Below are 18725 nucleotides of genomic sequence, written 5' to 3' on the forward strand. Positions count from 1 at the left end.
GACTGAACATCAACAACCAGCGAGGGGGTCAACATTCGGCCGGAACAGAGGGGTCAAAGTTCGGCCGGCGTTGACAGCAGGGCGAGGTGGGCGGTTGATCGCACGTGCCCAGGGCAGGGCGAGGTGGGCGGCTGATCGCACGCGCCCGGTTCAGGGCAAGGCGGGGCGGCTGATCGCATGTGCCCGGTTCAGGGCAAGGCGGGGCGGCTGGTGGCACGTGCCCAGGGCAGGTCACGGCCGGGCGGCTGGTGGCACGTGCCCAAGACGATCGAGACTGGCGCGGTCGAGGCAGGGCCGATTGCTCTAGGGCCGGCGCACCTGCCGGGTCCGGCCGGGGAGGCTGGTGGGACGCGAGGTGACGGGTGGAACACCAGGGGTGTCACCGAAGGTTTTTGACACCCCTGGTGTTCCACCGGTGGATTGCCGGACGTGCGCCCGGCGGGCGTCGGCGCCTGCCCCGTCGGTAGGGGCAGCTCCACAGCGTCGCTCCGGTTGCGCGGGAACGCCCGCCATCCAGTGGTGATCAGGACGCCATGGACGTTAAAACCGCCCGGTAACGTCCATGGCGTCCTGATCACCAATGCTCGCTTCCTGGCGGCAGGCAGGTGGGGCTCCCGGTGCGGCGACCGGCCCTTTGTGCGGCCGGCTTGGGCCGCCGAGGCTGCCGCAACTACACGTCGCCGTCGCCGACACGTGACGGACCACGCCGACCAGGACGTGGCCGCGTGAACCGCGAAGCGGCGGTGCCCACGGGTGCCCGACGCCGCCAGTCAACGCCGCCGCCATCGCCGCCGCCGCCACCGCCACCGCCACCGCCACCGCCACCGGTGCCGAGACCGGTGTCGGTGAGGCTGGTCAGCGGGAGAGGGCGCGGAGGAAGCGCTCGGCGGCCGGGACGGCGGTGGCGGTGCTGGCTCCGCCCTTCTCGACGAAGACCGCGAACGCGACGTCGCCCTGCCAGCCGACGAACCAGGCGTGCGTGTGCGCCGGGTTGTCGTCGTATTCGGCGGTGCCCGTCTTGCCGTGCACCGGCGCGCCCGGCACGTCCCGCAGCGCGCTGCCGGAGCCGGCCGTGACCACCTCCCGCATCATCGCCCGGACCCCCTCGACCGACTCCGGCTTGAGCTGCGGGCCGGGGGCGGCGGGCTGGGCCGGGGCGGGGTCGAGGACCAGCTTCGGCTGTTCGAACCGACCCCGGGCGACCGCCGCGGTGGCCGACGCCATGGCCAGCGGGCTGACCAGCGTGGTGCCCTGGCCGATGGCGGCGGCGGCCTGCTCGGTCGCCCCGCCGTTCGCCGAGACCTTGCCGGTGAAGGCGTCGAGGCCGACGTCCCACTGCCCCTCCAGCCCGAGGGAACGACCGGTCACGGCCAGTCCGTCGGGGCCGAGCTTCGGCGCCAGCGCGGCGAACGCGGTGTTGCAGGACTTGGCGAAGTCGGTGCGGAAGGGCACCGGCCCCAGCACGAAGTTGTCGGAGTTCTTGAACGGCCTGCCGTCGACGGTGAACGTCTTCGGGCAGTCCACCGTCGCGTCCGGCGTGACCGCGCCCCGGTCGAGCAGACCGAGCGCGCTGACCATCTTGAAGGTGGAGCCCGGCGGAACCTGGGCGGTGAAGGCCAGGTTCTCCCCGGCGGCGCCGGGACCGTTGGCCGCGGCGAGCACCGCGCCGTCGCTGATCCGCACCGCGACCAGCGCCGCCCGGCGCTTCTCGCCGCGCAGGGCGGTGTCGGCCGCGTTCTGGGTGGCCACGTCGAGCGTGGTCCTGACCGGCTGCCCCGACTTCGGCTCGCTGCGGAACACCTCGGTGCCGGTGGGCACCAGCGTGCCGTCCGGGCCGGGGCGCTCGGTGATCACGGTCAGCCCCGGCGCGCCGCGTAGCCGCTCGTCGTGGTGGCCCTGGAGGCCCCCGTGGCCGACCAGGTCGCCGGCCTCGTAGCGGTCGGGGTGCTGGGCGAGGTCGTCGGCCTGGGCCGGGTCGACGGAGCCGAGCACCGCCCGGGCGAACTCGCGGGTGGGGGCCAGGTCGAGCTTGTCGCTGCGGAACTTGGTGCCCGGCAGGTCGTAGATGCGTGGTTTGATCTGCCGGTACGCCTCCTCGCGCAGGGTCACCACCTCGACGAACGCGCCCGGATCCGCGTCGGCGAGCCGCTTGCGCAGATCGGAGAGGTCCACCGGCGGGGTGATCGCCGGCCGGATCGCCCGGAAGGCCGCGTCCAGCTTCCGGGTCAGGCCCGGGAGGTCCGTGACCTCGCCCGGTTGGAGCCCGACCCGCACCACGGGTCGGGGCGCCACGATCGGCTGGCCGGCGGCGTCGAGCACCGCGGCCCGGGTGGCGGTGTCGCGGCGCAGCCCGAGCCGGTCGCCCCGGGTGAGCTGCTCCTGCACCACCTGCGGCTCCCAGATCACCCGCCACTCGTCGCCGCCGCGGGTGAGTCGCACCGGACGCTCGTACGCCCAACGGGTCCCGCCCGGGAGGGCCCAGTCGACCTTGACCACCGCGGTCGCGATGTCCTTGGTCACCTTCGCCTCGCCCCGGCGGGTCAGCGTCGGCGGCGTGGCCGCCAGCTCGCCGGAGAGCTCCTTGAGCTCGCGGGCGACGTCGGCCGCCGGCACCTTGGCGCCGGTCGGGTCGACGAGGCCGACGGCCTGGAGGTCGCCCGAGCGCCAGCCGGCCAGGAACGCGTCGACGCTGCGCTCCGGTCCGTCACCGCCCGAGCACGCGGTGAGGGCGCCGGCTGCGAGCGCGGTCGCGGCGAGCAGCGCCAGCGGCGGGCGGAGCCGGTTGCGGCGGGGGCGGCGGGGGTACGACAGGCGCATGGAAGCGGATCTCCGATCTCGGAACTGCCCTGCACGCTAGTACGGCGGCGCCGTCCGCACCGTCCCCCCGCACCGGGACGTGCGGAAAGAGAGCCGCTGCCCGGGTGATGAACGACTGGTGGCGGGGTACTCCCGAACCGGCCAACCTCGTACCCGCAACGGGTGAAAGGACGAAGTCCGGAACCGGACGTCCGCACTGTGGTCCGCCGAGCAAGGGGCGGAACGGCAGGGCCTAGGCTGGGCGGCAGAGTGACCCACAATGCGGTGGGTCGAGGGGAGTGGCACCGATGGACCGGCGTCCGGCGATCAAACCGGGACCCGACCTCCGGCAGGATGACACCGGCCGGGACGACAGCTTCGATTCGGCGACCGACGGGGACGGCTTCGGCCGGCTCGACACAGGAGTGACCGGGATGACCGGTTCGAGTATCGACACCCTCTACGATCTGGGCCTGCCCGTCGACGCGCTGGCCGACGACGTGGAGGACAACGAGCTCGATGAGCCCGTTCCCAACGTGGAGCGCCTGGTCGCCCAGGCGGTCGCGCTCGCCGGCGACGACCACGACGCGGCGACCCTGGTCAGCCGCTTCTGGCGGTTCGCGCCGGACGAGGAGCTGATCGGCTTCACCGCCGAGGAGATGCTGGAGGCGGCCCGCGCGCACCGCGACCTCGCCGAGCAGCGCGTACCGGGCGAGTTGAAGCTGCGCATCCACGAGCCCGACGCCGAGCAGCACCACTCCGTCATCGAGATCGTCACCGACGACATGCCGTTCCTGGTCGACTCGGTGACCGCCCTGCTCAACTCGCACCACCTGGACGTGCACCTGCTGGTCCACCCGCTGGTGGTGGTCCGGCGCGAGCCGCTGGGCCGGCTGGTCGAGGTCTCCGCCGACGTCGAGCCCGACGACGCCATCGCCGGCGACCTGGTCGAGAGCTGGATGCACATCGAGATCGACCCGGTACGCGACGCCGCCGAGCGGGACCGGCTGCGCCGGGAGCTCCAGCGGGTGCTCACCGACGTGCGGGAGGCGGTGGAGGACTGGCCGAAGATGCGCCAGCGCGCCCTCGCCCTCGCCGACGAGCTGGCCGCCGCGCGGACGTCGGACAACCGGCCGCCGGTGCCGGAGAAGGACATCACGGACTCGGTGGAGCTGCTCCGCTGGCTCGCCCACGACCACTTCACGTTCCTGGGCTACCGGGAGTACCGGCTGGTCGACACCGGCGAGTCGGGTGCCGCGGACGGGGAGCGGGGCAGCGGCCAGGCCCTGGAGGCGGTGCTCGGCACCGGGCTGGGCATCCTGCGCCAGGACTCCCCGGATGCCCGGCCGCTGTCGTCGATGACGTCCGAGGCGCACGACAAGGTCACCGAGAAGCGGCTGCTGATCATCACCAAGGCGAACTCGCGGGCCACCGTGCACCGCTCCGCCTACCTCGACTACATCGGCTTCAAGATCTTCAACGAGGCCGGCGAGGTGATCGGCGAGCGGCGTTTCCTGGGGCTGTTCTCCACGGCCGCGTACCGGACCAGCGTGCAGGAGCTGCCGGTGGTCCGCCGCAAGGTGGCCGAGGTGCTGGACCGCTCCGGCCTGAGCCAGCGCAGCCACTCCGGCAAGGACCTGCTCCAGATCCTGGAGACCTACCCGCGCGACGAGCTGTTCCAGATCAAGACCGAGGACCTCTACCACGCGGTCATCGGGGTGCTGCGGATGGCCGGCCGCCGGCAGCTGCGGGTGTTCCTGCGCCGGGACGCGTACGGGCGGTTCATCTCCTGCCTGATCTACCTGCCCCGGGACCGGTTCACCACCCAGAACCGCCTGCGGATGCAGGACATCCTGCTGCGCGAGCTGAACGGCGTCGGGGTCGACTACACGACCCGGGTCACCGAGTCGATGCTCGCCCGGGTGCACTTCATCGTCCGGACCGACCCGAGCAGGACTCCGGGCGACATCGACGCCGACCTGCTCGCCGAGGAGCTGGCCGACGCGACCCGGCTCTGGGACGACGACTACCGGCTGGTGCTGGAGCGCAAGCTCGGCGACGAGCAGGCCAAGCACCTGTTCACCCGCTACGCCGACGCCTTCCCTGAGGGCTACAAGGACGGCCACACGCCGTACGAGGCCATGAAGGACCTGGCGAAGCTGGAGCTGCTGGAGGAGCCCGGCCAGCTGGAGATGCACCTGTTCCGCAAGCAGCTCGCGCCGCGGGCCGGCGGGCGGGGGCCGGACGTCGACGAGGCGATGGACGTCCGCTTCAAGGTCTACCGCTACGGCGAGCCGATGATGCTCTCCGCCGTGCTGCCGGTGCTGCACTCGCTCGGCGTCAAGGTGGTCGACGAGCACCCGCACGAGGTGGACCGGATCGACGGTCGGGTCTACCTCTACGACTTCGGGCTGCGGCTGCCGGAGGGCCACCAGGAGCTGTCCGAGGTGCGCCCGCACGTGGAGAACGCCTTCGCGGCGGCGTGGCGGGGCGAGGCCGAGGTGGACGGCTTCAACGAGCTGGTGCTGCGCGCCGGCCTCACCTGGCGGCAGGTCGTGGTGCTGCGCGCGTACGCGAAGTACCTGCGCCAGGCCGGCACGGTCTTCTCCCAGGAGTACATGGAGCAGACCTTCATCGCGTACCCGAGGATCGCCGCCCTGCTGGTGGAGTTGTTCGAGGTGCGGTTCGCGCCCGGCGAGGACGGCCACGAGCAGCGGCAGCAGCGCAGCGCCGAGCTGGTGGGCGACATCCGGGCCGCGCTGGACGACGTCGCCAGCCTCGACCAGGACCGGATCCTGCGCGCCTACCTGACGATGATCCAGGCCACCCTGCGCACCAGCTTCTACCAGAAGCGCACCGACGGGCGGCCGAAGTCGTACGTGGCGCTCAAGCTGGACCCGCAGGCGATCCCGGACCTGCCGGCGCCGCGGCCGAAGTTCGAGATCTTCGTGTACTCGCCGCGCTTCGAGGGCGTGCACCTGCGGTTCGGGCCGGTGGCCCGGGGCGGGCTGCGCTGGTCCGACCGCCGGGAGGACTTCCGCACCGAGGTGCTCGGCCTGGTCAAGGCGCAGATGGTGAAGAACGCCGTCATCGTGCCGGTGGGCGCCAAGGGCGGCTTCGTGCTCAAGCAGAAGCCGGGGGACCGCGACGAGGCGGTCGTCTGCTACAAGGAGTTCATCTCGGCGCTGCTGGACGTCACGGACAACATCGTCAGCGGCGAGATCGTGCCGCCGGAGGACGTGGTCCGGCACGACGGCGACGACCCGTACATGGTGGTCGCGGCGGACAAGGGCACGGCGACGTTCTCGGACATCGCCAACGAGATCTCCACGGCGCACCAGTTCTGGCTCGGCGACGCGTTCGCCTCCGGCGGCTCGGCCGGGTACGACCACAAGAAGATGGGCATCACGGCCCGGGGCGCCTGGGAGTCGGTGAAGCGGCACTTCCGCGAGATGGGTCACGACACCCAGACCCAGGACTTCACCGTGGTCGGTGTCGGCGACATGTCCGGCGACGTGTTCGGCAACGGGATGCTGCTGTCGGAGCACATCCGGCTGGTGGCCGCGTTCGACCACCGGCACATCTTCCTCGACCCCGACCCGGAGGCCGCCGCCTCGTACGCCGAGCGGAAGCGGCTGTTCGACCTGCCCCGCTCGTCGTGGGAGGACTACGACCGGGGACTGATCTCGGCCGGCGGCGGGGTGTACCCGCGTACCGCCAAGTCGGTGCCGGTCTCGCCGCAGGTCCGCGCGGTGCTGGGCCTGGGCGACGACGTCACGCAGATGTCGCCGCAGGAGCTGATGAAGGCGATCCTGACGGCGCCGGTCGACCTGTTCTGGAACGGCGGCATCGGCACGTACGTGAAGGCCTCCAGCCAGACCAACGCGGAGGTGGGCGACAAGTCCAACGACGCGATCCGGGTGGACGGCAGGAACCTGCGGTGCCGGGTGGCCGGCGAGGGCGGCAACCTGGGCTGGACCCAGCTCGGTCGCATCGAGTACGCCCAGACCGGCGGCCGGATCTACACGGACTTCATCGACAACGCGGCCGGGGTGGACTGCTCCGACCACGAGGTGAACATCAAGATCCTGCTGAACACGGCGGTCGCCGACGGCGCGTTGACCGTCCCCGAGCGGGACGAGCTGCTCGCCGCGATGACCGACGAGGTCGCCGAGCTGGTGCTGAGGGACAACTACGACCAGGCCCGGGCGATCAACAACGCGCAGGCTCAGGCCGCCTCGCTGCTGCCCGTGCACCGGCGGATGATCACCGATCTGGAGCGCTCGGGGGCGCTGGACCGGTCCCTGGAGGCGCTGCCGCCGGACGACGAGATGGCGGTGCGGACCGAGTCCGGGCTGACCGCGCCGGAGTTCGCGGTGCTGCTCGCGTACGTCAAGATCGTCCTTGAGACGGAGATCCTGGCCGAGGGGCTCGCGGACGAGGAGTGGACGACCGACGTCCTGGTCAACTACTTCCCGACGCCGATGCGCGAGCGGTTCGCCGACCGGATGGGCCAGCACCGGCTGCGCCGGGACATCGTGACGACGGTGCTGGTCAACGAGGCGATCAACCGGGGCGGCATCTCGTTCGTCTTCCGGGTGGTCGAGGAGACGGCCGCCCCGGCGGCGGACGTCATCCGGGCGTACGTGGTGGTCCGCGAGGTGTTCGGGCTGGGCGCGCTCTGGGACGCGGTGGAGGACCTGGACAACAAGGTCGACCCGGAGTTGCAGACCAGCGTGTACCTGGACACCCGGCGGCTGGTCGACCGGGCGGTGCGGTGGTTGGTGACCAACCGCCGGTCGCCGATCGACGTGCCGGCGGAGATCGCCCGGCTGCGCGACGGGGTGGCCCAGCTCCTGCCCGACCTGGAGGAGCGCTTCTACGGCAGCGAGCGGGACTCCCTCGCGGCGCACATCGACTCGCTCACCGAGCGGGGGCTGCCGCGTGACCTGGCCGAGCAGGCGACCCGGCTGATGTACAGCTTCGGCCTGCTCGACGTGGTGGAGACCGCGGCGAGCAGCGGGCGGGACGTCGGCGAGGTGGCCTCGGTCTACTTCGTGCTCTCCGACCGGTTCCGGGTCGACTCACTGCTGTCGAAGATCTCCCTGCTGCCGCGTGAGGACCGCTGGCAGACGCTGGCTCGGATGGCGCTGCGCTACGACCTGTACGCCGCGCTGGCCGCGCTGACCGCGGAGGTGCTCGACTCCACCGCCGGCAGCCTGTCGCCGCAGGAGCGGGTGCTCCAGTGGGAGCAGTCGAACGCCACGTCGATCCACCGCGCCGAGCGGGCGATGGGGGAGTTCGACGAGTCCCGGGCGGACCTCGCCGCCCTGTCGGTGCTGCTGCGCCAGATCCGCACCCTGGTGCGGACCTCCGCCGCCGCCTGACGCGTACGGCACGCGGCCCGGCCGGTCTCCCGACCGGCCGGGCCGCGTCGTGTCCCCCGGTGGAGGCTGCCGCGTGGTTGCCGGCTCACGCCGGCATGGAGGCGAAGACGACCACGTTGTCGGGGTAGCTGCCGGCGGCCTGGTCGAAGGTCCCGCCGCAGGTCACCACGCGCAGGCCGGGCCGGTCGCTGGGACCGTAGACCTGCTCGGTCGGGAACTCCGTCTTCGGGTACGCCTTGACCGACTCGACCGTGAAGGTGGCCTGCTGCCCGTCCTCCCGGGTGACGGTGATGGTGTCGCCCGGTTGCAGGGCACCGAGGGAGAAGAAGACCGCCGGCCCGATCTCCGCGGAGTCGACGTGCCCGACGATGACCGCGTTGCCGATCTCACCCGGGCTCGGCCCCGGCTCGTACCAGCCGGCCAGCTGCGCCTGCTCCAGCGGGGGCACCTGGACGGTGCCGTCCGGGTTGGTGCCGAGCGACATGATCGAGGCGTCGACCCCGATGCGGGGGATGGCGATCGTGGTGGGGGCGGAGCGCGCCAGGCCCGTGCCGGAGACGTCCGGGTCCGCGTCGGGGTTCGGCACGTCGGCGTCCGCCGGCCCGGTGCTGGCGGGCGCGGCCAGGGGCTGCGGGGGGCGGGGCGCGGGCCCGGTCTTGGCCGAGGCGCCGATCAGACCGGCGCCGACCATGGCGACCACGACGACGACGGCCGCGCCGGCGGCGCGCCACGGTGTCCCGTGACGGCCGCCGGCCGGTGTCGCCGTCATGTCAGACGAAGGACTCATCGGTCCGACGCCGGCGCATCAGCACGAGGCCGCCCAGGGCGGCCGCGCCGATCAGGCTCGCCCCACCGGCGGCCAGGCCCCGGTCGGTGCCGGCGGCGACGCCACCGTCACCACCGTCGACCCCACCGCGCGGCAGCACGACCAGCTCGCCCTCGCCGCAGGAGCCCTTGAGCTCGTAGCGGCCCGGCTTGGCGTCCTCGGAGACCTCGGCCTCGCCGTAGTAGATGAAGTCCCGCTTGTGCTCCCAGCGGTCCTCGTCCTTGCCGTTGCCCTCGGACTCCTCGTCCGACCAGCCGCTGTCGTGGCCCTTCCGGTCGTACTCGTCCGAGCCGTTGCTGTCCGAGCCGTTCCCGTCGTGGTCCTTGCGGTCCTCGCGGTCGTACTCGTCCGAGCCGTTGCTGCCCGAGCCGTACTTGTCCTCGCGACCCTCGCGGCCCTCACGGTCGCCCTTGTCGTGGCCCTTCTCGCGGCCCTCGCGGTCGCTCTTGTCGTGGCCCTTTTCGCGGCCCTCGCGGTCGCCCTCGGCGTCCTGGCCGTGCTCGTAGCCCTTCCAGTCGCCCTCGGCGCCGGCGTCGGCGGCGCCGCCACCCTGGCCGTTGGTCGGCGGCTTCGGCTCTCCGGTGGCGGTGGCGGTGGCGGACGGCTGCGGCTTGGGCGTCTCGTCCTTGCCGTTGTCGTCCTTGCCGTGGTCGCGGCCCTTGTCCTCGTGGTCGCGGCCCTTGTCCTCGTGGTCGCGGCCCTTGTCCTCGTGGTCCTTGCCCTTGTCGTGGTCCTTGCCCTTGTCCTCGTGGTCCTTGCCCTTGTCGTGGTCGCGGGAGTCCTCCTCCCCGCCACGCCAGTCGTTGCGGCCCTCGGCCGGCTTGAGCTTGACCTTGCCGGTGACCTTCGACCACACGAAGGCGTGCTCCTGCCGGTCCGGGCAGACCTCGAGCAGCTTGACCGTCTCGCCCGCCCTGACGACGTGCGGCTTGGCGTAGACCTTGCCCTCGTCGTCGTGGTGACCGTCCGCGAACGCGATCCCCGGCGTGAACACGAGCAAGGAGGCGCCACCGAGGGCCGCGCCAGCAACGACCTTCCCGAGCATCTTGTTTGCCATGACCTGCGTCACTCCATCCCTGTTGTCCTCGAGCCCGGTGACAACCGAGCTAAGGACGACGTTAGACCGATTCACGAGCTATGCAGGGAAAGATTCGTGTTTTGGTATTTATGGAGGCTAAGGGCGGTAGGGGAGCTACGCCGCTTTGGTAACGTGCCCGACCGGCTCGGGTGGTTCCCGCCCTCCCGGCACCCGGAGGGCCGGTCGCGCGGCGCGTGCCCGCGCCGGTGGTCGCGTCCCGTCCCGTCCGCCCCGCCGGCACCGGGCGTCCCCTCCGGCCGCTCCCTGCCACATCGAGGCATTGCCATGGAAGCGCTCCCATGCAAGAATCGCTGCACGCGGTTCGGGGAGCCACACCGCGCAGGCAGGAGTCGAGGGCACCGGTCCGCCGGACGACATCCCGCCTCCCGGCCGGCCCATCGTCGCCGGTCGGACCACCACCAAACGCCCGTCCGGGTCGGGCACCCCCCGAAGAACCCGTGGTACCGGCGGACGTCCGCGCAGGACGCCCATCGGGCCTTATCGCCGGGCCGTTCGCGGATCCGGTCTCGCCCAAGGAGATCAGTGGCATGAATGTGTGGAGAAGGCTGTCCGGCCCCCGCCGGGCCCTCGCGCTCGGTGGCGCGGGCGCTCTGGTCGCGGGCGGACTGGTGACCCTGCCGGTCACCGTGGCGCACGCCGCCACCCAGTGCGACGTGTCGTACACGACCAGCGACTGGCAGGGCGGGTTCACCGCCTCCGTCAACATCAAGAACACCGGCGACGCCCTCAACGGCTGGACGCTGGGCTTCACCTTCCCCGACGGCAGCCAGCGGGTGCAGCAGGGCTGGTCGGCCCGCTGGTCGCAGAGCGGCCAGAACGTCACCGCGCAGAACGAGTCCTACAACGGCGTGGTGGCCAGCGGCGCCACGGTGAGCCTCGGCTTCAACGGCGCCTGGAGCGGCAGCAACCCGAAGCCGACGTCGTTCACGCTCAACGGCGTGACCTGCAACGGCGGCACCAACCCCACCACCCCGCCGCCCAGCACCCCGCCGCCGTCGACGCCGCCGCCGACGACCCCGCCGCCCACCACGCCGCCCCCCGGTCAGCGGGTGGACAACCCGTACCTGAACGCCAAGGGGTACGTGAACCCGGAGTGGAAGGCCAAGGCCGAGTCCGTTTCCGGCGGCAGCCGGGTGTCGAACAACCCGACCGCCGTCTGGATCGACCGGATCGCCGCCATCAACGGCACCCCGGACAGCAGCTCCAACGGCGCGATGGGCGTCCGGAACCACCTGGACAAGGCGCTCGAGCAGGGGGCGAACTACATCCAGTTCGTCATCTACAACCTGCCCGGCCGCGACTGCGCCGCGCTGGCCTCGAACGGTGAGCTGCAGGCTCACGAGCTGCCCCGGTACAAGGCCGAGTACATCGACCCGATCGCCGCGATCCAGGCCGACCCGAAGTACGCCAGCCTGCGGATCGTCAACATCATCGAGATCGACTCGCTGCCGAACCTGGTGACCAACACCTCCGGCAACCCCGGCGGCACCGCGATGTGCGACACGGTGAAGGCCAACGGCGCCTACGTCAACGGCGTCGGGTACGCCCTGTCGAAGCTGGGCGCGATCGGCAACGTCTACAACTACATCGACGCCGCCCACCACGGCTGGATCGGCTGGGACAGCAACTTCAGCCCGACCGCGCAGATCCTGAAGGACGCCGCCGTCGCCTCCGGCAGCAACGTGAACAACGTGCACGGCTTCATCGTCAACACCGCCAACTACTCGGCGCTGCGTGAGCCGTACATCAAGATCACCGACAACGTCAACGGCACCAGCGTGCGGCAGTCGAAGTGGATCGACTGGAACTTCTACGTGGACGAGCTCTCGTTCGCCCAGGCGTTCCGCAACGAGCTCGTCGCCAAGGGCTTCGACTCGAAGATCGGCATGCTGATCGACACGTCCCGCAACGGCTGGGGCGGCACCGCCCGGCCCACCGGCCCGGGCGCGACGACCAACGTGGACACGTACGTCAACGGCGGTCGGGTGGACCGTCGGATCCACGCCGGCAACTGGTGCAACCAGGCCGGGGCCGGCCTGGGCGAGCGCCCGAAGGCCGCGCCGGAGCCGGGCATCGACGCCTACGTCTGGGTGAAGCCCCCGGGCGAGTCGGACGGCTCCAGCAAGGAGATCCCGAACAACGAGGGCAAGGGCTTCGACCGGATGTGCGACCCGACCTACACCGGCAACGCCCGCAACGGCAACAGCATGAGCGGCGCCCTGCCGGACGCCCCGATCTCGGGCGCCTGGTTCCCGGCGCAGTTCACGCAGCTCATGCAGAACGCGTACCCGGCGCTCTGAGACTGGAGCCCACCCGCCGCTGGCAGTAGGTGAGGCGCTCCAGCGGCAGGTTCCCCGGGCCCCCGGTCCGACCGTCCGACGGTCGGGCCGGGGGCCCCTCGCGTACGCCGGTCAGGGCACCGTCTTCTCGATCGCCGCGCGGCCCAGCTCGGCCAGGTCCCGGCGGGCCCGCTCGACGTTCTCCGGCGTGATGTCCTGCCCCCGGGCCGCGACCAGGTCCTCCGGCTCCCAGGGCTGCTCCGCCCCGGTACGGATGTCGTCCGGGGCCGCGCCGGTGCCGGTGCCGGTCGCGCCGGTGCCGGCGGCGTACGGGTCGCCGATCAGCTCGTCGCCGCCCGACCGGTCCCCGGTGAACGACGGAGTGTCGCGGTCGGCGCCGCCGCCGGTCCTCAGCTGCGGGATGCCGGTGTCGTCCTCGACCGCCGCGGCCACCTCCGGGCTCTCCTCTAGCGGTCGGTCACGGTCACGATCCGTCATGTCGCTGCCCTCCTGTCGCCAGGTGGTCTCCTGATCCTGCTCGCGTACCCGGCGGGGCGGTGCCCATGCCGGGTGTCGGCGGGGCGGCTCAGCGCTCCTCGTCGGGGGTCTCCGGCGGTTCGACCGGATTGCGCCACTGCCAGAGCAGCATCAGCACGCCGAAGGCGAGCATGCCGAGACCCGCCCAGAGGTTGATCCGGACCCCCTGCGCCTTCTGCACGGCGGAATCGCCGTCGAAGACGCCGATCAGGGTGACGATCGCCCCGTACGCGGTGAAGAGGCCACCGATCACCCGGCGGATGTCGAACAGCCGGGCGGCGGCCGAACGGCGGCGGGCCTCCTCGGTGGCCTCGACCGACCGGTCGTGCCCGTGCGGGTTGAGGTTTTCCATGCTCATGGCCGAGCGCCCCTTCCTAGAAGAACGGCACGTAGAGGAGGAGGGACAGCGCCACCGCGATCAGGCCGAGGAGCACCGGGGAGCGCCACCAGACGGCGTCCCCGGTCAGCAGGTCGCCCTTCACGTCGACGGCGCCCATGCCGTAGACCAGCCCGCGCAGGTCCTCGTCCTGCTTCTTCGCGGTGAACGGGGTGACGACGGCGGCGACGACGGCCGCCGTGACGAACGCGATGCCGGCGCCCCAGAAGCTCTCCTCCAGGTCGGAGTTGAAGTGCACCACCCCGGCCTTGTAGAGCAGGTAGGTGGCCAGCGCCGCCAGGGTGCCCAGCAGCAGGGAGAGGAAGCCGGCCGCCGCGCTCATCCGCCGCCAGAACATGCCGATGATGAAGGTGGCGAACAGCGGCGCGTTGAACAGCGAGAACAGCGCCTGGATGTAGTTCATGATGTTGCTGAAGCCGGCGGCGATGAACGCCGTGCCGATGCCGACCAGCACGCCGCCGACCGTCGCCCACCGGCCGATGCGGATGTAGTAGTCGTCGGGGCGGTCCCGCCGCACGTACTGCTGCCAGATGTCGTAGGTGAACACGGTGTTGAAGCCGCTCACGTTCGCCGCCATGCCGGCCATGAACGACGCGACCAGGCCGGTCACCGCGATCCCGAGCACGCCGTTGGGCAGCAGGTCACGCATCAGCAGCGGGATCGCGTTGTTGTAGACCAGGTCGCCGCTCTCCGCGCCGAGCCCCTGCACCGTCACCAGGGCGACCAGGCCGGGGATCACCGTGACCACCGGGATGAGCAGCTTCGGGTACGCGGCGATGATCGGCGTCCGCCGGGCGGCGCTCATGTTCTTGGCCGACAGCGCGCGCTGCACCTCGGCGAAGTTGGTCGTCCAGTAGCCGAAGGAGAGCACGAAGCCGAGCCCGAAGACGATCCCGATCCAGTGCGCGCCGAGCGGGTTGTCGGTGCCGCCGGTGTCCTGCCAGGTGTGCAGCCCCGCCTCGCCCAGCTTGGACTCGCGCACCGCGTCCATCAGGCCGGACATCCCGCCCACCTTGACCAGTCCCAGGATCGTGATCGGCAGCAGGCCCGCGATGATCACGAAGAACTGGAGCACCTCGTTGTAGATCGCCCCGGAGAGCCCACCCACGGTGATGTACGCCAGCACGATCAGCGCGCCGACCACGATGGCGACCCAGAGCGGCCAGCCGAGCAGCGCCTGCATGATCAGTGCCAGGGCGTAGAGGTTCACGCCGGCGATGAGCACCTGGGCGACGGCGAAGCTGAGCGCGTTCAGCAGGTGGGTGGGGCGGTTGAAGCGCAGTCGCAGGTACTCGGGCACGCTGCGGACCTTGGAGCCGTAGTAGAACGGCATCATCACGATGCCGAGGAAGACCATCGCCGGCACGGCGCCGATCCAGTAGTAGTGCAGCGTCATCGCGCCGTACTGGGCGCCGTTGGCGGCCATGCCGATGATCTCCAACGCCCCGAGGTTGGCCGAGACGAAGGCCAGGCCGGTCACCCAGGCGGGCAGCGAGCGGCCGGAGAGGAAGAAGTCGACGCTGGTCCGGATGGCCCGCCGGGCGGCGAAACCGACACCGAGCACCGTGACGAAGTAGAGCGCCAGGATGCCGTAGTCCAGGACGTTCATGTTCAGCCGCAGGCCATCGCCGTCCATCCCGGTAACCCTTCGTCGACCGTCCGTGCCCGATGAGTGTGCGCGGGCAATTACCCCGAACGCGCAGTTTCACGCCTGCGACGGCCAAACCCGCCCGCACCCTGCTTCCCGACCCCGGAAGGCACGGACGGGACGGCCTCACCGGAGGTGTCGGAGGGCGGCCGCCGACAGCGGGGTCCGGACGCGGAGGCGCCCCCGGCCGGTCGGCCGGGGGCGCCTGTGGGGAACCGGGGTCAGCGCCCGAGCACCCGGTCCAGGAAGTCGCGGTAGTGGCGGACGGCCATCCGGAGCTGTTCGGTGTCGGCGGAGCCGGCGTCCTGCCAGCCGCCCAGCTTGTTCTTCTGCGCGGACAGCGCCGAGGAGAGCGCCTGGATGGCCTCGTCGACCAGCGACTGGGCCTCCCCGGCCGCCGCGCGGGGATCGTCCACGAAGCGCAGCTGGACGTTGCGCCAGCGGTCCCGGAAGCCCTGCGCCGTCGCCGGGTCGAAGAGGCTGGCCGGTTCGGCGGCCACGGTCGCGCCCGCCGGCCGGTCGGTGCCGGCGACCCCCAGTTCCCCGGTGGCCGCCCGCCCGGCCGGCGCGTGCTCGGCGTCCGGGTCGACCATCGTGGGCGTGGCGCTGCCGTACCCAGCAGCCCCGGCCGCGCCGCCCTCCGGGTCGCCGGCCCACCCGGTGACGTCGGCCCGGCGCTCGGGACGGCCGTCTGCGGCGTCCGGCGGCAGCACCTCGGCGCCGTCCCGGCGGTCCTGCCGGTCGTCGGAACGGTCGTCGCCGAGCCCGACGGAACGGTGGAACTCGGCGGTCGGGTCCGCCCGGCGGCCCTCCCGGGGGCCGCCCACGGCACCGTCGCCCGGGCGCGCGGTCGACTCCGTACGCGGGTCGGGCTCGTCCTCCGGCAGGGGGCTGGCCAGGGCGGACGCGGCGACCGCGCCGCCGACGCTGGTGGCCCCGAAGGCGGTCGGCACCGGCCCCGGCTCGTGGAACCCGCCCCGGTCGCGGTCGGCGTCCCGGTCGTCCGGCCGGGCCCGGCCGGCGTCCCGGTCGCGCGACGGCTCGTCGTCGTCGCGGCCGGTCCGGTTGCGGCCGGTCCGGTCGCGGTCGGCGACCGCCGGATCGTCGAAGGTGCCCCGGTCGTCGAGGACGTCCTCGGGTACGTCGGCCCGGCCGGACCGGTCGCCCGGAGGCGGCACCGGCACCGGCTCGGAGCGGACGGCCTCGGGGTGCTCGTTGCCCACCCGCTGCTCTTCCTGGCGCATGGTCATCCTCCTAGCGGCTCGTGACGTCGTGCTGGCTGTCCGGGTCGTGCTGCTCGGACGGTCGGGCTCCGACCGGCTCCTCGCCGAGCAGGTCTGCGAAGAGGGCGCGGTAGTGGACGACGGCCTGGCGGAGTTCCTCCGTGCTCGCCTCGCCCCGGGAGTTGCGCAGGTGGATGTCGTGGGCGTCGCGGTAGTGGCCCAGCGTGCGGGCGTGTTCGACGGAGAGGTGGGCGATCTGGTCGGAGAACTCGCCGGTGGGGTAGCCACGTTCCGCGATGAGCCGGGTGACCAGTTCGTCCGCCTCACCCACGGTCTCGGCGGGGGAGTCGACGAAGCGGACCTGGAGCTCCTCCCACGCGGCGGAGTACCGGGCCCGGGACTCGGGGGCGAGGGGGGTCAGCGTGAGCTCCGCGTGGCGGCGCTCCCGCTCCCGCAGTTCCCGCTCGGCGGCGGTCCGGCTGTCCTGCTCGGCGACGGCACGGTCGTACTCGGGACCGAACCGCGACCGCAGCGCGCGGCGGCGGGCGTACGACCGGGCGGCCACGGCTACGGCCGCGATCACCAGCACGACGAGAACGATGACGACTATCTGCGTGGGCGACATGGCTCCTCCTTCGTCAGGTGGTATTCCCTCCGCTCACTGCCCGCCAATCCCGTTCCGGTGCACTTTCCTGACGAACCCGACCCCGCTGCCCGGCGGACCCGGCCCCCGCTGATTCCCCGCCATGGCATGACGAGTCACACAGCGTGACCGGCTGCCAAAACTTGACTCGTTCCAGAAAACGCGCTTGGGTGGGGTGATGCCGGTCGGATCCTGCTGCGCCGGTTCGCCCCGGCCGGCGGACCGGCCCGGTACGAGCTGGGGGGGACGACCACGACCACCGGAGGAGAGCCATGAGCGACCCGCAGGCCAACAGGCCGATCCTCACCACCCGTCAGGGTCACCCCGTGCACAACAACCAGCAGCAGCGGACGGTCGGTTCGCGCGGCCCGGCGACGCTGGAGAACTACCACTTCCTGGAGAAGATCAGCCACTTCGACCGGGAGCGCATCCCGGAGCGGGTGGTGCACGCCCGCGGCTTCGTCGCGCACGGCGAGTTCGAGGCGTACGGGACGATCGGCGACCAGCCGGCGTCGACGTACACCCGGGCCAAGCTGTTCCAGACCAGGGGCAACAAGACGCCCGTGACCATCCGCTTCTCCACCGTCATCGGCGGCCGGGACTCCTCCGAGGCGGCGCGCGACCCGCGCGGCTTCGCCGTCAAGTTCCGCACCGAGGACGGCAACTGGGACATGGTGGGCAACAACCTTCAGGTCTTCTTCATCCGCGACGCGATCAAGTTCCCGGACGTGATCCACGCGCTGAAGCCGGACCCGGTCACCTTCCGTCAGGAGCCGAACCGGATCTTCGACTTCATGTCGAACACGCCCGAGTCGATGCACATGCTGACCTGGCTCTTCTCCCCGTACGGCATCCCGAAGAACTACCGGACGATGCGCGGCTCCGGGGTGAACACCTACCGCCTCGTCAACGCCGAGGGCGAGGGCGTGCTGGTCAAGTTCCACTGGCTGTCCCAGCAGGGCGAGCACAACCTCACCCAGGCCGAGGCGGACGCCATCCAGGCCACCGAGCTGGGTCACGCCTCGAAGGACCTCTACGAGGCGATCGAGCGCGGCGACCACCCGAAGTGGGAGCTCAACGTCCAGGTGATGAGCGACGACGAGCACCCGGAGCTGGACTTCGACCCGCTCGACGACACCAAGATCTGGCCGGCGGAGGACTTCCCCTACCTGCCGGTCGGCATGATGACGCTCAACCGCAACATCACCGACCACCACAACGAGAACGAGCAGATCGCCTTCGGCACCGGCGTGCTGGTCGACGGCATCGACTTCTCCGACGACAAGATGCTGATCGGCCGGACGTTCTCCTACTCGGACACCCAGCGTTACCGGGTCGGCCCGAACTACCTCCAGCTGCCGGTCAACCGGCCGCGCGAGGACGTGCGGGTCAGCACCAACCAGACCGGCGGCCAGATGTCGTACGGGGTGGACGACCGTGGTGCCAACCCGCACATCAACTTCGAGCCGTCCTCGGTCGCCGGTCTCCGGGAGGCCGACGAGTCCTACCGGGAGTACCGTCCGTTCGTCTCGGGCCAGGTCATGAAGGCCCCGATCGAGCGGCAGAACAACTACTCCCAGGCCGGCCGGCGCTACCGCGAGATGGCCGACTGGGAGCGGGACGACCTGATCCTCAACCTCACCACCCTGCTGGCCCAGTGCGACAAGCACATCCAGGAGAAGATGGTCTGGCACTTCAGCCAGTGCGACGCCGACTACGGCCGCCGGGTCGCCGAGGGCCTCGGCATCTCCGTCGACGCCTGATCCGTACCACCCACGAACGCCCCGCCGGCCCCCGGCGGGGCGTTCGTCGATCATGGACGTTCGTCCGGTAGGCCCGGCGCGACGGACGGTAGTGCATCGGGCGAGGATTACGTATCCTGCCCAAGGC

At 71.5% G+C, this 18725-nt stretch carries 11 protein-coding genes; 3 read left to right on the forward strand and 8 right to left on the reverse strand.

The genetic code is table 11. The features are described from left to right. Positions 1-855 precede the first annotated feature (855 nt). Positions 856-2817 carry a penicillin-binding transpeptidase domain-containing protein gene (locus ACLQ20_RS28725; RefSeq protein ID WP_425858153.1) on the reverse strand — a complete coding sequence of 654 codons (1962 nt, stop codon included), beginning with the start codon at positions 2815-2817 and terminating at the stop codon, positions 856-858. A 287-nt stretch (positions 2818-3104) separates the two neighbouring features. Here ACLQ20_RS28725 and ACLQ20_RS28730 point away from each other — a divergent pair, with 287 nt between their 5' ends. Then, positions 3105-8183: an NAD-glutamate dehydrogenase gene (locus ACLQ20_RS28730; RefSeq protein WP_425858154.1), complete on the forward strand. Its 5079-nt coding sequence runs from the start codon at positions 3105-3107 to the stop codon at positions 8181-8183. 85 nt (positions 8184-8268) lie between these two features. Here ACLQ20_RS28730 and ACLQ20_RS28735 read toward each other — a convergent pair whose 3' ends face one another. Then, positions 8269-8952 carry a class F sortase gene (locus ACLQ20_RS28735; protein ID WP_358119322.1) on the reverse strand — a complete coding sequence of 228 codons (684 nt, stop codon included), beginning with the start codon at positions 8950-8952 and terminating at the stop codon, positions 8269-8271. Between the two features lies 1 nt (position 8953). Next, positions 8954-10066, reverse strand: coding sequence for a hypothetical protein (locus ACLQ20_RS28740; RefSeq protein ID WP_425858155.1), 1113 nt, complete (start codon positions 10064-10066; stop codon positions 8954-8956). Positions 10067-10635: 569 nt separating this feature from the next. Here ACLQ20_RS28740 and ACLQ20_RS28745 point away from each other — a divergent pair. After that, positions 10636-12408: a glycoside hydrolase family 6 protein gene (locus ACLQ20_RS28745; RefSeq protein WP_425858157.1), complete on the forward strand. Its 1773-nt coding sequence runs from the start codon at positions 10636-10638 to the stop codon at positions 12406-12408. A gap of 111 nt (positions 12409-12519) precedes the next feature. On the opposite strand, the gene ACLQ20_RS28750 is transcribed toward ACLQ20_RS28745, so the two are convergent. The 5 genes from ACLQ20_RS28750 to ACLQ20_RS28770 all read right to left on the reverse strand — a co-directional run bounded on the left by ACLQ20_RS28750 (position 12520) and on the right by ACLQ20_RS28770 (position 16817). Continuing rightward, positions 12520-12885, reverse strand: a complete 366-nt coding sequence (locus ACLQ20_RS28750; RefSeq protein ID WP_327029414.1) for a hypothetical protein — start codon at positions 12883-12885, stop codon at positions 12520-12522. Between the two features lie 88 nt (positions 12886-12973). Next, on the reverse strand, positions 12974-13282 hold the full coding sequence (locus tag ACLQ20_RS28755) for a hypothetical protein (RefSeq protein ID WP_151453313.1): 309 nt from the start codon (positions 13280-13282) through the stop codon (positions 12974-12976). A 16-nt stretch (positions 13283-13298) separates the two neighbouring features. Further along, entirely contained in the window at positions 13299-14957 is a 1659-nt protein-coding gene (locus tag ACLQ20_RS28760; RefSeq protein WP_425858158.1) for a sodium:solute symporter family protein, read from the reverse strand. A gap of 233 nt (positions 14958-15190) precedes the next feature. Further along, positions 15191-16213: a hypothetical protein gene (locus ACLQ20_RS28765; RefSeq protein ID WP_151453311.1), complete on the reverse strand. Its 1023-nt coding sequence runs from the start codon at positions 16211-16213 to the stop codon at positions 15191-15193. Positions 16214-16223: 10 nt separating this feature from the next. Then, positions 16224-16817, reverse strand: a complete 594-nt coding sequence (locus tag ACLQ20_RS28770; protein ID WP_151453310.1) for a hypothetical protein — start codon at positions 16815-16817, stop codon at positions 16224-16226. Positions 16818-17107: 290 nt separating this feature from the next. On the opposite strand from ACLQ20_RS28770, the gene ACLQ20_RS28775 reads away from it, so the two are divergent. Next, positions 17108-18598: a catalase gene (locus ACLQ20_RS28775; RefSeq protein WP_358119335.1), complete on the forward strand. Its 1491-nt coding sequence runs from the start codon at positions 17108-17110 to the stop codon at positions 18596-18598. Positions 18599-18725: the final 127 nt, after the last annotated feature.

The sequence above is a fragment of the Micromonospora sp. DT46 genome, assembly GCF_049841735.1.
Classification (GTDB): domain Bacteria; phylum Actinomycetota; class Actinomycetes; order Mycobacteriales; family Micromonosporaceae; genus Micromonospora; species Micromonospora reichwaldensis.

Bases quoted from the DNA above. Each gene is read 5' to 3' on its own strand.
- ACLQ20_RS28745 (WP_425858157.1), top strand. From the start codon at position 10,636: ATGAATGTGTGGAGAAGGCTGTCCGGCCCCCGCCGGGCCCTCGCGCTC.
- ACLQ20_RS28775 (WP_358119335.1), top strand. From the start codon at position 17,108: ATGAGCGACCCGCAGGCCAACAGGCCGATCCTCACCACCCGTCAGGGT.
- ACLQ20_RS28730 (WP_425858154.1), top strand. From the start codon at position 3,105: ATGGACCGGCGTCCGGCGATCAAACCGGGACCCGACCTCCGGCAGGAT.
- ACLQ20_RS28770 (WP_151453310.1), bottom strand. From the start codon at position 16,817: ATGTCGCCCACGCAGATAGTCGTCATCGTTCTCGTCGTGCTGGTGATC.
- ACLQ20_RS28740 (WP_425858155.1), bottom strand. From the start codon at position 10,066: ATGGCAAACAAGATGCTCGGGAAGGTCGTTGCTGGCGCGGCCCTCGGT.
- ACLQ20_RS28735 (WP_358119322.1), bottom strand. From the start codon at position 8,952: ATGACGGCGACACCGGCCGGCGGCCGTCACGGGACACCGTGGCGCGCC.
- ACLQ20_RS28760 (WP_425858158.1), bottom strand. From the start codon at position 14,957: ATGGACGGCGATGGCCTGCGGCTGAACATGAACGTCCTGGACTACGGC.
- ACLQ20_RS28765 (WP_151453311.1), bottom strand. From the start codon at position 16,213: ATGCGCCAGGAAGAGCAGCGGGTGGGCAACGAGCACCCCGAGGCCGTC.
- ACLQ20_RS28750 (WP_327029414.1), bottom strand. From the start codon at position 12,885: ATGACGGATCGTGACCGTGACCGACCGCTAGAGGAGAGCCCGGAGGTG.
- ACLQ20_RS28725 (WP_425858153.1), bottom strand. From the start codon at position 2,817: ATGCGCCTGTCGTACCCCCGCCGCCCCCGCCGCAACCGGCTCCGCCCG.
- ACLQ20_RS28755 (WP_151453313.1), bottom strand. From the start codon at position 13,282: ATGAGCATGGAAAACCTCAACCCGCACGGGCACGACCGGTCGGTCGAG.